The organism is Paracoccus versutus (assembly GCF_029909795.1).
Taxonomy (GTDB): domain Bacteria; phylum Pseudomonadota; class Alphaproteobacteria; order Rhodobacterales; family Rhodobacteraceae; genus Paracoccus; species Paracoccus versutus.
In genome coordinates this window covers 650,461-663,370 of sequence record NZ_CP038197.1, presented here as the reverse complement: position 1 = coordinate 663,370, position 12,910 = coordinate 650,461, and the positions used below count along the sequence as shown (strand labels likewise).

General features: G+C 64.7%; 13 protein-coding genes. 4 read left to right on the top strand and 9 right to left on the bottom strand.

The genetic code is table 11. The annotated features are described in order from the left end of the window. The 7 genes from bioB to E3U25_RS14275 form a co-directional block, all read right to left on the bottom strand. Positions 1 to 975, bottom strand: coding sequence for a biotin synthase BioB (gene bioB, locus E3U25_RS14305; protein WP_116222404.1), 975 nt, complete (start codon positions 973 to 975; stop codon positions 1 to 3). Beyond that, on the bottom strand, positions 972 to 1,529 hold the full coding sequence (locus E3U25_RS14300; RefSeq protein WP_116222833.1) for a biotin transporter BioY: 558 nt from the start codon (positions 1,527 to 1,529) through the stop codon (positions 972 to 974). The genes bioB and E3U25_RS14300 overlap by 4 nt, the downstream gene beginning before the upstream one ends. Before the next feature lie 84 nt (positions 1,530 to 1,613). After that, positions 1,614 to 2,282 carry a GntR family transcriptional regulator gene (locus tag E3U25_RS14295; protein ID WP_116222832.1) on the bottom strand — a complete coding sequence of 223 codons (669 nt, stop codon included), beginning with the start codon at positions 2,280 to 2,282 and terminating at the stop codon, positions 1,614 to 1,616. A 422-nt stretch (positions 2,283 to 2,704) separates the two neighbouring features. Continuing rightward, positions 2,705 to 3,792 (bottom strand): IS3-like element ISPbe1 family transposase gene (locus E3U25_RS14290; RefSeq protein WP_076611590.1). Its coding sequence is split into 2 segments (ribosomal slippage): positions 2,705 to 3,537 and positions 3,537 to 3,792, totalling 1,089 coding nucleotides; the frame shifts between segments, so codons are not numbered across the junction. 273 nt (positions 3,793 to 4,065) lie between these two features. After that, complete coding sequence (locus E3U25_RS14285) at positions 4,066 to 4,659, bottom strand: LysE family translocator (RefSeq protein WP_116222830.1); 594 nt, start codon at positions 4,657 to 4,659, stop codon at positions 4,066 to 4,068. 473 nt (positions 4,660 to 5,132) lie between these two features. Beyond that, complete coding sequence (locus E3U25_RS14280; RefSeq protein WP_116222829.1) at positions 5,133 to 5,753, bottom strand: SAM-dependent methyltransferase; 621 nt, start codon at positions 5,751 to 5,753, stop codon at positions 5,133 to 5,135. Positions 5,754 to 5,765: 12 nt separating this feature from the next. Further along, a complete protein-coding gene (locus tag E3U25_RS14275) occupies positions 5,766 to 6,683 on the bottom strand; it encodes an NAD(P)/FAD-dependent oxidoreductase (protein WP_116222828.1) in 918 nt (305 codons plus the stop codon). Positions 6,684 to 6,805: 122 nt separating this feature from the next. Between E3U25_RS14275 and E3U25_RS14270 the strand changes: the two genes are divergently transcribed. After that, complete coding sequence (locus E3U25_RS14270) at positions 6,806 to 7,276, top strand: RrF2 family transcriptional regulator (protein WP_011747741.1); 471 nt, start codon at positions 6,806 to 6,808, stop codon at positions 7,274 to 7,276. A gap of 71 nt (positions 7,277 to 7,347) precedes the next feature. Here the strand turns inward: E3U25_RS14270 and E3U25_RS14265 are convergent, their stop codons facing one another. Continuing rightward, on the bottom strand, positions 7,348 to 8,484 hold the full coding sequence (locus tag E3U25_RS14265; RefSeq protein ID WP_244295327.1) for a site-specific integrase: 1,137 nt from the start codon (positions 8,482 to 8,484) through the stop codon (positions 7,348 to 7,350). A gap of 45 nt (positions 8,485 to 8,529) precedes the next feature. On the opposite strand from E3U25_RS14265, the gene istA reads away from it, so the two are divergent. The 3 genes from istA to dusA all read left to right on the top strand — a co-directional run bounded on the left by istA (position 8,530) and on the right by dusA (position 12,014). Beyond that, the gene (istA, locus tag E3U25_RS14260) at positions 8,530 to 10,026 is read left to right on the top strand and encodes an IS21-like element ISPve1 family transposase (protein ID WP_116220988.1); all 1,497 of its coding nucleotides are present in this window, start codon (positions 8,530 to 8,532) and stop codon (positions 10,024 to 10,026) included. Beyond that, on the top strand, positions 10,023 to 10,778 hold the full coding sequence (istB, locus tag E3U25_RS14255) for an IS21-like element ISPve1 family helper ATPase IstB (protein WP_116220987.1): 756 nt from the start codon (positions 10,023 to 10,025) through the stop codon (positions 10,776 to 10,778). The genes istA and istB overlap by 4 nt, the downstream gene beginning before the upstream one ends. Before the next feature lie 246 nt (positions 10,779 to 11,024). Continuing rightward, the gene (gene dusA, locus E3U25_RS14250) at positions 11,025 to 12,014 is read left to right on the top strand and encodes a tRNA dihydrouridine(20/20a) synthase DusA (protein ID WP_116222827.1); all 990 of its coding nucleotides are present in this window, start codon (positions 11,025 to 11,027) and stop codon (positions 12,012 to 12,014) included. Here dusA and E3U25_RS14245 read toward each other — a convergent pair. Then, positions 11,998 to 12,897, bottom strand: a complete 900-nt coding sequence (locus tag E3U25_RS14245) for a phosphotransferase (RefSeq protein WP_244295325.1) — start codon at positions 12,895 to 12,897, stop codon at positions 11,998 to 12,000. The two genes, dusA and E3U25_RS14245, sit on opposite strands and share 17 nt — an antisense overlap. Positions 12,898 to 12,910: the final 13 nt, after the last annotated feature.

Genomic DNA, 12,910 nt, shown 5'->3' with positions numbered 1-12,910 from the left:
CTATTCCGCCGCGACCGCGCGCCGGGCCTGCGCGGGGGCGATGTGCATCCCGAGCCGGGTCAGCAGATCCTGATCCTTCCAGGCCGCCGGGTTGCCGGTGGTCAGCAACTGGTCGCCCACGAAGATCGAGTTCGCCCCGGCAAGGAAGCACAGCGCCTGCAACTCGTCGCTCATCTCCGTGCGCCCCGCCGACAGCCGCACGACCGAGGCGGGCATCAGGATGCGGGCCAGCGCCACGATGCGTACCAGCGCGAAGGGATCGACCGCCTGTGCCCGCTCCTGCACCGGCACGCCCTCGATCTCGTTCCACAGGTTCACCGGCACGCTGTCGGGATGCGTGGGGAGCGTCGCCAGCGTCACCAGCATGGCGATGCGGTCCTCTTCGGCCTCGCCCATGCCCAAGATGCCGCCGCAGCAGACCTTGATACCGCCCTTGCGGACCTGCTCGACCGTGTCGAGCCGGTCTTCCATCGTCCGGGTAGTGGCAATCTGGGCGTAGTATTCGGGCGAGGTGTCGATGTTGTGGTTGTAGAAATCCAGGCCCGCCGCCTTCAGCCCCGCGACCTGTTCGGGCGACAGCATCCCCAGCGTCATGCAGGTTTCCAGCCCCAGCTCGGACACGCCCCGCACCATGTCGCAGAGCTTGTCCATGTCGCGGTCCTTGGGGCTGCGCCAGGCGGCCCCCATGCAGAACCTCTGCGCACCGGAAGCCTTGGCGCGCTGTGCGGCGGCCAGAATTTCCTCGGCTCCCATCAGCTTGGTGGCCTTCACCCCGGTCTCGTGATGGGCGGATTGCGAGCAGTAACCGCAATCCTCGGGGCAGCCGCCGGTTTTGATGCTGAGCAGGCTCGCGGTTTCGATCGCGTTGGGGTCGAAATGCGCGCGGTGCAGGGTCTGGGCGCGATGCATGAGGTCGGCGAAGGGCAGGGCGTGGATCGCCCTGGCCTCTGCCATCGTCCAGTTGGTGCGGATCATTGTGCGCGGGTCCGGACGCGGGCGATGGCCGCGATGAGACCCGAGGCCAAAGCCAGCTTGAGCAGATCGCCGAGCAGGAAGGGCGTGAGACCCGCGGCCAGCAGCCCCTGCGCCGGGACATAGAGCGCCAGCCAGGCGAGGCCGAGGGCATAGACCACGGCGAGGCCCGCCAGCATCGCCAGGAAGCGCCCGATCAGCCCGCGCCCCTGCGCCAGCCAGCCGGTCAGGCCCGCGCCCAGCAGATAGCCCGCCAGATAGCCGCCGGTCGGCCCAACCATATAGGCCAGCCCGATGCCGCGTTCCGGCGTGCCGGAGAAGACCGGCAACCCGAGGGCGCCCGCCGCCAGATAGGCCGCCATTGCCGCAAAGCCGAGCCTCGGCCCGAGCGTGGCGGCGAGGAAGAACACCGCCAGCGTGTGCAGCGTCATCGGCACCGGCCAGAACGGGATCTGGATCTTGGCGCCGAGCGTGATCAGCGCCGCGCCGCCGAGCGCCAGCGCGAGGCTGCGACCGAGCGCGGCGGGACGGGTCAGAGAGGGGGTGAGAAATACCATGGGTCTGTCCTCCGAAGATAGGCATCGATTCTATCTATAATTACGAAGGCTTTGCGTGGTGCTGGCAATTAAGTTTATAGATAATTATCCGGGAATCTCGTAAGTCTCTCGCAGATCAGCATTTTTCACGGCGGTCTTGCGCTTGCCGATCCAGCCGACATGGCGCGCGAGCGTGGCACAAGCGAGGTCGGTCTGCCCCTTGCGCAGCGCGTCGAGAATGGCGCGGTGGTCGTGATCGGTGCGCGCCTCCCAGTCGCGCCGCCAGGCGGCGAAGAGGAACCGCGCGCTGGCGGCCTGCAGGTCGTCGATCGTCCGCAGAAGGCGCGGCATCCGGCAGGGGGACAGGATGAGCCGGTGGAAATGACGGTTCGCTGCCTCCCAGTCGCGCACGGTGCTGGCGCTGTCGCCGTGGCGCGTAACCTCTTCTGCCTCTTGCAGAAGGACGCGCGTCACATTGGGCGCGGCGTGGCGCAGGGCAAGGCTTTCAAGGCTCGATCGCATCTCGGCCACCTCGCGCAGTTCGGCTACGTCGAATTCGGTGACGCGAAAGCCGCGCCTCGGTTCGCTCTCTGCCAGACCCTGGGTCTGCAACTCGCGGAAGGCCTCGCGCACCGGGACATGGCTGGCGCCGAACTCGGTGGCGATATGGTCCTGCCGGAGCCGCGCGCCGGGCGGAATCTCGCCCGAGATGATGCGGTCGGCAAGGGCGCGGGCGATACGGGCGGACTGGGTCTCTTCAGGGGCGTGTTTCATGAATTATAGATAATTCATGCTGCACCGCCCGTCGACAGTTAAGATGTGCTCCGCTGCTCTTCTGTCATCGTCGCCTTCTTGTAGGACCTGGCAAGCCTCTGCAGGCTCAGGCAGCCCTCGGTTGCAATGTTGGGAAGTCGCAAGTCGTAAAGGTCATCGGGTCCGACACGTCTTCCCTCTTTCGGAGGTCGGCCGACACATCGGAAGGTCAGGATCGTCCGCCAGCCCCCGAGAACGTGCCAACTTGCTCTGACGTCGATATCTCTCCATGGGATGATCGCCTCGTGATCTATGGCGTTCATGAGTATGCCCTGTGCCGTGAATGTCAGTATCGGGCCTTTTCGTCGTCCGTACTTCCAATGCAGGAGAACGGGCGCAAACCCGGTAATCCCCCCATTTTTAGCGGGGTGCATCCGTAGAATTCACGCGGCCATCTTCAGTTTCTGTGCGGGTGTGATGCCGCCGATGCCCATGTTCGGGCGGTCGTTGTTGTAAGTCCAGAGCCATTGCGTGGCGAAGTCCTGAGCCTCCTCGATGGTTTCGATGATGTATTGATCGAGCCATTCATGCCGTACGGTGCGGTTGTAGCGCTCGATATAGGCGTTCTGCTGGGGCTGTCCGGGTTGGATGTGCTGGATGGTGATCTTCCGCTTTTCGGCCCATTCCATCAGCTTGCCGCTGATGTATTCCGGGCCATTGTCGACCCGAATGGTGCCGGGTTTGCCGCGCCATTCAATGATCCTGTCGAGGCTTCTGATGACCCTTTCCGCTGGCAGTGAAAAGTCGACCTCGATGCCCAAGCCCTCCCGGTTGAAGTCGTCCAGCACGTTCAACAGCCGGAACTGGCGGCCATCCCCCAGACGATCGGCCATGAAGTCCATGGACCAGGTCAGGTTCGGCGCATCCGGCACGGCCAGAGCCTCGGGCTTCTCACGCTTCAGCCGTTTGCGGGGCTTGATCCGCAGGTTCAGTTCCAGCGCGCAATAGATGCGATAGACACGTTTGTGGTTCCATGGATGCCCCTTCACGTTGCGCAAATGCAGGAAACACAGGCCAAACCCCCAGGTCTTGCGGGCGTCCGTCAGCCCGACCAGCAGATCGGCGATCTCCTCGTTCTCGTCCTTCAGCTTCGGGCTGTAGCGATAACAGGTCTCGCTCACCCCGAAGGCCCGGCAAGCCAGCGCAATGCTGACCCCGTGTCGCGCCACCGCTTTCTCGGCCATCTCGCGGCGTTGAGATGGCCGCGTCATTTTTTTCCGAGAGCCTCCTTCAGCAAATCGGCCTGCATGCTGAGATCAGCGTACATCCGCTTCAGCCGCCGGTTCTCCTCTTCCATAGCCTTCATCTGGCTGATCAGGGACGCGTCCATGCCCCCATACTTCGCCCGCCACTTGTAAAACGACGCGCTGCTCATGCCATGCTCGCGGCACAGCTCGGCCACCGGCATCCCGCCTTCGGCCTGACGCAGGATCGAAAGGATCTGCGCTTCAGTGTATCTGCTTGTCTTCATTCAGAATCTCCTCGTTCATCTTGCCGAGAAAATTCTACTTATGCAGCCCCTTACTTTCGGGGAGGATTACCACCCCAGTGGCACGGCCAATACCAGAAATGCCACCTGAGAGGGTCCGCCATCGACGCCGGGCTCCTGACTGAGAGACATCGCCACCGCGAGAACGGGAACGAGGAGGAGCCCGGCCATAAGCCAGAACCCGGCAAGCCGAAAATACGACAGCCAGATCTCCAGATCAGGCATCGAATGCGCTTGGCGTGCCTTGTCCACCTTTCAGAGCCAGAACATGAGGCACGTTGCCGATGTAAGCGCCGCGAGGGTTCGATTGGCGCGCCTTAGGCTGGTCGGACTCGAGAGGTGGCGCCGCAGAGCGGATCCCATGGCAGACCAGACGGCCATGCACGGGGTGCCGATCAATGCGAAAGCCAAGCAAATGATCAGCAATTGAGGAACAACCGCCTGCTCGGGATGCAGAAATGCCGAGACGGCGGTGAGCGCGATCAGCCACGATTTCGGATTGATGAACTGGAACAGCATCGCCTGAGAGAACGAAATCGGGGTGGCATTGGGCGATTGCGCCAGCGCATCTGCTTTCCAAAGCTTCAGGGCGAGCCAGAGCAGATACAACGTCCCAGCCACCTTGAGTGCCAACTGGATACTGGGAAGCTTTGCGAAAAGGCTGCTGAGACCGGCGGCCACGAGCAGAATCTGGGAGATTACACCAGTCGGAATGCCAACGATCTGCGGTATGGTGATCCGAAAGCCAAACACCAGCCCCGCGTTCGCGAGGAGCATGTTGTTTGGTCCCGGAGTGATCGACATGACAAAGGCATAGAGCGCCAGCGCCCCGATCGTCGCAATCTGCATTTTCCGCGTCCTCTGATCCTCCCAACGACACGATGGTCGAGCGTTCCGTCGGACAAGGCGATTGAGAAGTTCTCAACCGGGCATGAGCGTCCAAAAACAAATTTGGAAGATGTGTTCTGAACGCGGTGCGGATGCTCTTGGTTCACAACGTCGCTACTCGATGGCGATGACCTGTCTCGCTCCCTCTATTCTCGGGGGTGGGCTTCTGCCACAGGGATCTGAAACGCGCCGCCGCGGCGATCTCGATGCGGCTTCAGTCCCAGGATACCGCCCTGACGACGATGAATGAGCCCTGTGATGCAAGGCCGGATGCTGCTGCACGAGGTACTGCCGGGTTTGCACGCGACTGGCTATGAGATGAAGTTTGAATTCGATCTGCCCTTGATCGAGGGGGTTAGGAGGATGTGATCCCCTGCAGTACACTCGTCTCGGGTGGGCTGCAGGCCCTTGCGGGCCTGCAGGGAGATTGTAGCCTATCCTAGCCGTTCCAAGAAGATCACGTTGTCCTCGACCGTTTCGCCATGAACCTCGGCCCGGGTGCCGGTGCGCGCGATGGCGCAGATGCAAAGCCTCCGCCACTGACGGGGATCGAGCGCGAGCGAGGCCAGCGTCTCCTCAGCGGTTGGAGAAATCGTGTCCTCGGTTGCCTTGGATCCCGGCGGGTGCGAGGCGTGTTCGGTGATCAGAAGGTGTCCGCCGGTGGACACCGCGCCTGCCGCCCGGGCCAGCACACGCGCGCGCGGCCAGTCCTGCGGTGATTGCAGGAAGCTGGCGACCACGAGGTCGTACATGCCTTCAGGGAAGGTTTCGGCCAGATCGTGCTCTTCGAAGCGGATCTTCCCGGCCAGTCCGGCGCGGCTGGCGTTATCCGACGCATAGGCGAGCGCCACGGCGGAGACGTCCACCGCCGTCACCTGCCAGCCCTGCCGGGCCAGCCAGAGCGCATCGTCGCCCCGGCCGCAGCCCAGTTCCAGCGCCCGCCCCGGCGCCAGCGGACCGGCGAATTGGGACAGAACGAGCCCGGGCTTGCCGGATGTGTCGCCGGTCTTGTCGCGGTAGCGGTCGTTCCAGAAGTCTCGTGTGGTCTGTTGCATGGCGATGCTCCTTCAGGCCGCAGCGGTCAGATCCGGATCGAAGATCAGCGAGCGATGCGCGGCGCCGCCTGCCATCACGCCCGCCGCCGCGGCGATCGTGGCATTGGGCATGGGGCTGGCAAGGTCGCCGGCGGCGAAGACGCCGGGCTGGCTGGTGGCCTGCATCGGGTCGACGGCCACATAGGGGCCGGTTGGTCCGTCCTTCATGGTGCAGCCTAGCTGCGCAGCCAGATCGCAGGATGGCGCTGTGTCCGGCGCCAGGAACAGCCCCGCCAGTGCGATCTCACGGCCGTCATCCAGCCGCACACCGTCAAGCGCCGGGGCGGTGCCGATCAGCGCCGCGACAGGCGTTTCCTCGACCGTAACGCGCCGGGCGGTCAAGCCCTGCCGCTGTTCCCCGGTCAGCGCGAGCACCCCTTGCGTGAAGAGCGTGGTCGGCCCCCAGTCGGGCAGGAGCATCGCCTGATGCAGCGCCGCTTCGCCGCGCGCCAGAACCCCGACAGGCCCGCCGTTCAGCTCATAGCCGTGGCAATAGGGGCAATGGAGCACTGTGGCTCCCCAGCGTTCGGACAGACCTGGCAGATCGGGCAGGCTGTCGCGCACACCGAAGGCCAGGACCAGCCGCCGCGCGGTGATGTCTCTGCCCTCTGCCAATGCCACCCGAAACCCGCGCCCCTCGCGCGCAGCCGAGACCGCCGCGCCGTCCCGGAAGGACAGGGTAGGGTAGGGCGCGAGTTCGTGTCTGAGCGCGGCGCGGATGTCCTGCGGGGGGCGCCCGTCCTGCCCGGGAAACCCGTGCGATGCGGCGGCAAAGCGGTTACGCGGGGCGCCGGTATCGAGAACGCAGACGCGTCTGCGGGCGCGGGCAAGCTGCATTGCGGCGGCAAGCCCGGCAAAGCTGCCGCCGATGACGAGAACATCGTGATCCATGGTGGTTCCCTTTAATGTATCACTGAAAGTTACGTGATTCGGTGCGCCATTTCAAGACATGAAACTTTCATTGTTACGTGAGTGCTGCTAAGGAGCCTGAAGAGGCAAGGAAAGGAAACCCCATGGCGCGCGATCTTCGTATGTCCCGGATGCTGCACGTCTTGATCCATATGGACCGACATGTCGGGCGTGCCACTTCGGAACAGATCGCGCAGATGATCTCGACCAACGCCGTGGTGGTGCGCAGGATGATGGCGGGGCTGCGCGAGCGGGGGATCGTGTCGTCGGAAAAGGGTCACGGCGGTGGCTGGCAGCTTGCTTGCCCGCTGGCCGAGATCAGCTTGCGCGACGTCTACGAGGCGGTCGGCCACCCGCCGCTGTTCAACATTGGACCGCAGGCGGACCCGTCGCCCTGTCTGGTCGAACAGGCGGTCGACGCGCGGCTCGATGCGACGCTGGCAGAGGCCGAGACACGGCTGCTGGCGCAATTCGCAGCGATCACGGTGGAGGAGGTCGCGCAGGATTTCGAGCGTCGTTTCGAAGAAAGCGGCCATACGGTGCCGTTCCCTTGGCATGGCGCGACGGGGGAATGATCGGTGGTGGCACTATCTGTGCCGAGATTGCAGCGATGTGAGCCGCCAGAAGTCATTTCCAGATGTGAAGGCTAGGCAACCCTGCTTGCCGCGAGCGCATGGAGACCCTCTGGGCGGATGTGGGTGTAGCGGCGCAGCATTTTCCAGTCCTTGTGCCCGGTGACAAGGGCAACCTGTTCAATGGTGAAACCTGCCTCGAACAGTCGACTGGTCGCTTCGTGGCGCAGATCATGAAAATGCAAATCCTCGATGCCCAAGGTACGGCAGACGCGTCGGAATGCCGTGCCGATTGAGCGTCCGTTGTAAGGGAAGATTCTGCCGCGACTGCCCACCAGCGCACGTTGTTCTTCGATCAACGCGCAGGGGTCGTAACCAGAAACGGACAGCAGCGGGATGCGTTGGTCGTTGCCCGTCTTGCGGCGAGGGTCTTTGCGGTCCCGGATGAGCAGCATTTTGGTTCGAGGGTTGTAGTCTTCCCATCGCGCCCGAGAGATTTCATCTTGTCGCATGGCCGTCGCGATGGCGAAACGAACGACGCGCGCTACGGGGATGAACTGTCGTGGGTTGCTTTCAAGCGCCTTCAGGATCGCGTCGATCTCCTCTTCGCTCGGCCGACGATCCCGTTCGTTGCCTTTGCCCACCAGTCCGAGCCGGGTGAGCGCAATCCGAGCGAGATCGACTCCTTCGGTTGGTGCGATGATGCCGTGAACGGCGGCAGCATGTGAAAGGATCGTCTTGATGTATCCGAGGTCGATGCCAACCGTTACCGGGCCGGCCCCTTCTTTGGCGCGCTGACGACCGAACTCGACGAGCTTTTCCCGGCCGAGCTCGGCGGGTTTCAACGCCCCGAGGCGTAGCGCAAGAAAATCCAGGCTCGCGGCTTTCGACCTACCGAGCGTTCTCCCGACTTCCGCCAGATCCGCTCTGTGAAGATCGATGAGGTCTCCGAATGTCTTGGCCGTGGCAACGCGAGTGTGTATAGGTTCCCCCCGATCGATCTTGCCCTCAATGGTCCGCGCCCAAAGCTCCGCGTCACCGCGGCGCAGGAAGGATTCACTGATGTAGTGCCCTTTGCGTCTGACCTGGACTCGCCAGGAGCCCGAAGGAAGCTTTGATATGGTCGCCATTTCGTGTGAGAATGGCGGTGCGAAATTAGTCCACGTTAGCGGCGGCATGGTGCTGCTGCGGGCGGCGTAAAAGTCGTCCACCTTTTCCCTTTCTGCGGCTGCAGGGAGGATGGGAGGATCTACAGCGTGGAACTCTATCTCAAGGTTCGTCAGGCCTGTGCTGCTGGTATGAGCCAGCGTCAGGCGGCGACGACATTCAACATATCGCGCGACACGGTCGCAAAGATGATGACGTTCTCGGTTCCTCCGGGCTACCGGCGGACGGCCGAGGTCAGGCGCCCGAAGCTCGATCCGTTCATCCCGATCATCGAGGGTTGGCTGGAGGCGGACCGGACCATGCCGCGCAAGCAGCGGCATACGGCGAAGCGTGTGTTTGACCGTCTGCGCGAAGAATGCGGTTTCACCGGCGGCTACACGATCATCAAGGATTATATCCGGGAACGTGAGCGGCGGGGCCAGGAGGTGTTCGTGCCGCTGGCGCATCCCCCAGGACACGCGCAGGCCGACTTCGGCGAGGCAATGGTTCGGATCGGAGGTGTCGAACAGAAGGCGCATTTCTTCGTGCTGGACTTGCCGCATAGCGACGCCTGCTACGTCCGTGCCTATCCGGCGGCGGTTGCCGAGGCCTGGGTGGACGGTCATGTCCATGCCTTTGCCTTTTTTGGGGCGGTTCCGCAGTCGATCGTCTACGACAATGACCGCTGCCTGGTGGCGAAGATCCTGCCGGATGGCACCCGCAAGCGGGCGGCGCTGTTCAGCGGGTTTCTGTCGCATTACCTGATCCGGGATCGCTATGGCCGCCCTGGCAAGGGGAACGACAAAGGCAATGTCGAAGGCCTGGTGGGCTATTGCCGCCGCAACTTCATGGTGCCGATGCCTGAGTTCGCCAGTTGGGAAGAATTCAACCTCTGGCTGGAGGAGCGCTGCAAGCGGCGTCAGCACGATGTCCTTCGCGGCGAGAGCGAAACGATCGGCGAGCGACTGCAGCGCGATCTCGCCGCGATGCGCCCGCTCCCGGCGGCGCCCTTTGATGCCTGCGATCAGGCGACCGGCCGCGTGTCGTCGCAATCGCTGGTGCGCTACAAGACCAACGATTACTCGGTGCCCGTCGCCTACGGCCATCAGGATGTCTGGATCCGGGGCTATATCCATGAGGTGGTGATCGGCTGCCGGGGCGAAGTGATCGCCCGCCATCCCCGGTGCTGGGATCGCGACGAGATCGTCTTCGACCCGCTCCATTACCTTCCGCTGATCGAGCAGAAGATCAATGCGTTGGATCAGGCGGCACCATTGCAGGACTGGGACCTGCCAGAGGAGTTCGCCACCCTGCGCCGGCTGATGGAGGCACGGATGAACCGGCACGGCCGACGCGAATATGTCCAGGTCCTGCGGCTTCTGGAAACCTTCGATCTGGCCGATCTGCATGCGGCCGTGAGGCAGGCGCTGCAGATGGGGGCGATCGGCTTCGATGCGGTGAAGCATCTCTTGTTGTGCCGGGTGGAGCGCCGGCCACCCCGGCTGGATCTGGACTGCTATCCCTACCTGCCCAGGGCAACGGTCGAGAAGACCGAGGCCCGCTCCTACATGCGGCTGCTGTCTGTCAATGCGGAGGGCGTGGCATGAGCGACGCCCCGGAAATCCTGCTTGCCCATCACCTCAAGGCGCTGAAACTGCCGACCTTCCTGCGAGAACACCAGAAACTGGCCCGGCAATGTGCGGCGGAAGGCGTGGACCATGTCCGATATCTCGCCCGGCTCGTCGAACTGGAACTGATCGACCGGGAACGGCGGATGGTCGAGCGGCGCATCAAGGCCGCCAGGTTCCCGGCCGTCAAAAGCCTGGACAGCTTCGACTTCACGGCCATCCCGAAGCTCAACAAGATGCAGGTGCTGGAACTGGCCCGGTGCGAATGGATCGAGCGGCGCGAGAACATTATTGCTCTCGGCCCCAGTGGCACGGGCAAGACGCACATCTCGCTCGGCCTTGGTCTGGCCGCCTGCCAGAAGGGCCTGTCCGTCGGCTTCACCACCGCCGCGGCCCTGGTCAGCGAGATGATGGAGGCCCGCGACGAGCGCCGCCTGCTGCGCTTCCAGAAGCAGATGGCAGGATACAAGCTGCTCATCATCGATGAACTCGGCTTCGTGCCGCTGTCGAAGACCGGCGCCGAGCTGCTGTTCGAACTGATCTCGCAACGCTACGAGCGCGGATCGACCCTGATCACCAGCAATCTGCCTTTTGACGAATGGACCGAGACATTCGGCTCCGAACGCCTCACCGGCGCGCTTCTCGACAGGCTGACCCACCACGTCAGCATTCTCGAAATGAATGGCCAGAGCTATCGTCTCGCCCAAAGCCGCGCCCGAAAGGCCGGCTGACCCCTTTCAAAAAATACCAACGGCACAAGCACGGAACTCTGGTCGGGCTACGCCCTCCCGACGTTCCGTGCTTGTGCCGCTAACTGGCAGACTTTTGCGCCGCCGCGTGGCCGGGTTTTACTCCGCCGTTGACATTCGTGTGCTCTATGTGTGCAGTGCGCGGTCGAAACGTGGCGAAAAGGGGCGTATTGGGTCGTAAATTAGAGTGCACACGCCGCCGCGCAATGAGTTGATACTACTGGAAAAATGACGAAATATCAAGCACATAGACTTGCCATTGCGCCTATGATGGATTGGACCGACAGCCTTTGCCGCCGCATCCACCGGCTGCTGTCACGCCGCGCGCTGCTTTATACCGAGATGGTGACGGCCCCGGCGCTGGTTTTCGGCGACCGGGCCAGGCTCCTGGATTTCGACGCGGCCGAGCATCCGGTGGCGTTGCAGCTGGGCGGCTCTGACCCGGCGCAGCTGGCCGAGGCGGCGCGGATCGGCGCCGATTGGGGCTATGACGAGATCAACCTGAACGTCGGCTGCCCCAGCGACCGGGTGCAATCGGGCTGTTTCGGCGCCGTGCTGATGACCCGGCCGGAACTGGTCGCCGAATGCGTCGCGGCGATGATCGCCGCCAGCCCGGTCGAGGTCACAGTGAAATGCCGCATCGGCGTGGACGATCAGCTGCCCGAGGCGGTGCTGCCCGATTTCATCGCCCGCATGCGCGACGTGGGCGTGCGCCGCATGACCATCCATGCCCGCAAGGCCTGGCTCCAGGGCCTGTCGCCGCGCGAGAATCGCGAGATTCCGCCGTTGGACTATCCGCTGGTGCATCGCATGAAGCAGGCGTTTCCCGACCTGCACCTGTCGATCAACGGCGGCATCGCCTCGCTCGATGCCGTGCGCGATCACCTGCGGGCGATGGACGGGGTGATGGTCGGGCGCGCGGCCTATCACCAGCCCTGGGACATCCTGGGCGAGGCCGACCGGCTGTGGGGCGAGGAGCCGCGCTTTGCCGGTCCGCTGGAGGCGGCGCGGGCGCTGCGCGACCTTGTCGATGCGCATCTTGCCCAGGGCGGGCGGCTGCATCAGGCGACGCGGCACATGCTGGGCCTGTTCCACGGCCGTCCCGGCGCGCGCGGCTGGCGGCGGCAATTGTCCGAAGGCGCATCGCGGGCCCGCGACCGGGTCGAGGCTCTGGCGGTCTATGACGCGGCGCTGGCCGAGGTCATGGCGCCGGCGTGACCTCGTCCTTGGCCCAGGCCCGCATCGCCCGGACCAGCGCCCGGCGCCGCACCGGCTGGCGGGCGCTGTCGAGATAATAGGCCAGCATTAATTCCCCGACCAGGAAACGCAGGATCGGCGTCTGGTCCGGCGCCAGCAGGCCCGGCACCCCGGCCAGAGCCTGCCAGTCGGCCAGGGCGATCCCGTCCCGCGTCCGTCCCGGCGGCTCCGCACGCCGGCTTTCCAGCCAGACCAGCAGCCGCGCCATGTCGCGGGCCAGCGCCATTTCGGTCGCGCCCTGCATGTCGATGGCGGTCAGCCGCAGCGCGCCGGGGCGGGGCTCGTCGGCGAAAAGGTTGTCGGGCGTCAGGTCGCCGTGGCAGAGCCCGCGCTCGACCGCGGCGCCGCGCAGCGGGGCGGCCTCGGCCCGCATCCGCCGCATGTGGCCGGCGACCAGGTCGGCGTCGATCCAGCCCCCCGAGGCCGCCGCGATCCGCGCCTCGAGCCCGTTGAGCCAGAAGCGCGGGCCGAAGGTGCCGCGGGCGCGCGTCGCGGCGGCCAGGTGGCGCAGCCAAACCCCGATGCGCGCGATCAGCGCGGCGCGTTCCACCGGGTCCGCCTCGGCCAGCAGCTGCGCCATGGGCCGGCCCGGAGCCGGCGCGGTGATCAGGATACCGCGTTCGGGCAGGGCCAGCAGGGGCGGGGCGACGGCGTCGAGATCCTGCCCCAGCAATTCGGCCGCCCGATGCAGCCGCACCAGGGCCTGGGTCACGCCGGCGGCGGGATCGGCGCCGCGGAACTGCCGGAGCCAGGCCGGCCGCCCGTCCAGCCGGACCTGCACCACCAGCCGGTCGGGCCGGTCGCGCGCCACGCGCAGCGGCTCGATCCCGGCCAGCGGCGGCAAGGCGGCCAGCGGA

Coding starts and splice junctions, on each gene's coding strand:
- bioB (WP_116222404.1), bottom strand. CDS start 975: ATGATCCGCACCAACTGGACGATGGCAGAGGCCAGGGCGATCCACGCC.
- E3U25_RS14300 (WP_116222833.1), bottom strand. CDS start 1,529: ATGGTATTTCTCACCCCCTCTCTGACCCGTCCCGCCGCGCTCGGTCGC.
- E3U25_RS14295 (WP_116222832.1), bottom strand. CDS start 2,282: ATGAAACACGCCCCTGAAGAGACCCAGTCCGCCCGTATCGCCCGCGCC.
- E3U25_RS14285 (WP_116222830.1), bottom strand. CDS start 4,659: ATGCAGATTGCGACGATCGGGGCGCTGGCGCTCTATGCCTTTGTCATG.
- E3U25_RS14280 (WP_116222829.1), bottom strand. CDS start 5,753: ATGCAACAGACCACACGAGACTTCTGGAACGACCGCTACCGCGACAAG.
- E3U25_RS14275 (WP_116222828.1), bottom strand. CDS start 6,683: ATGGATCACGATGTTCTCGTCATCGGCGGCAGCTTTGCCGGGCTTGCC.
- E3U25_RS14270 (WP_011747741.1), top strand. CDS start 6,806: ATGGCGCGCGATCTTCGTATGTCCCGGATGCTGCACGTCTTGATCCAT.
- istB (WP_116220987.1), top strand. CDS start 10,023: ATGAGCGACGCCCCGGAAATCCTGCTTGCCCATCACCTCAAGGCGCTG.
- dusA (WP_116222827.1), top strand. CDS start 11,025: ATGACGAAATATCAAGCACATAGACTTGCCATTGCGCCTATGATGGAT.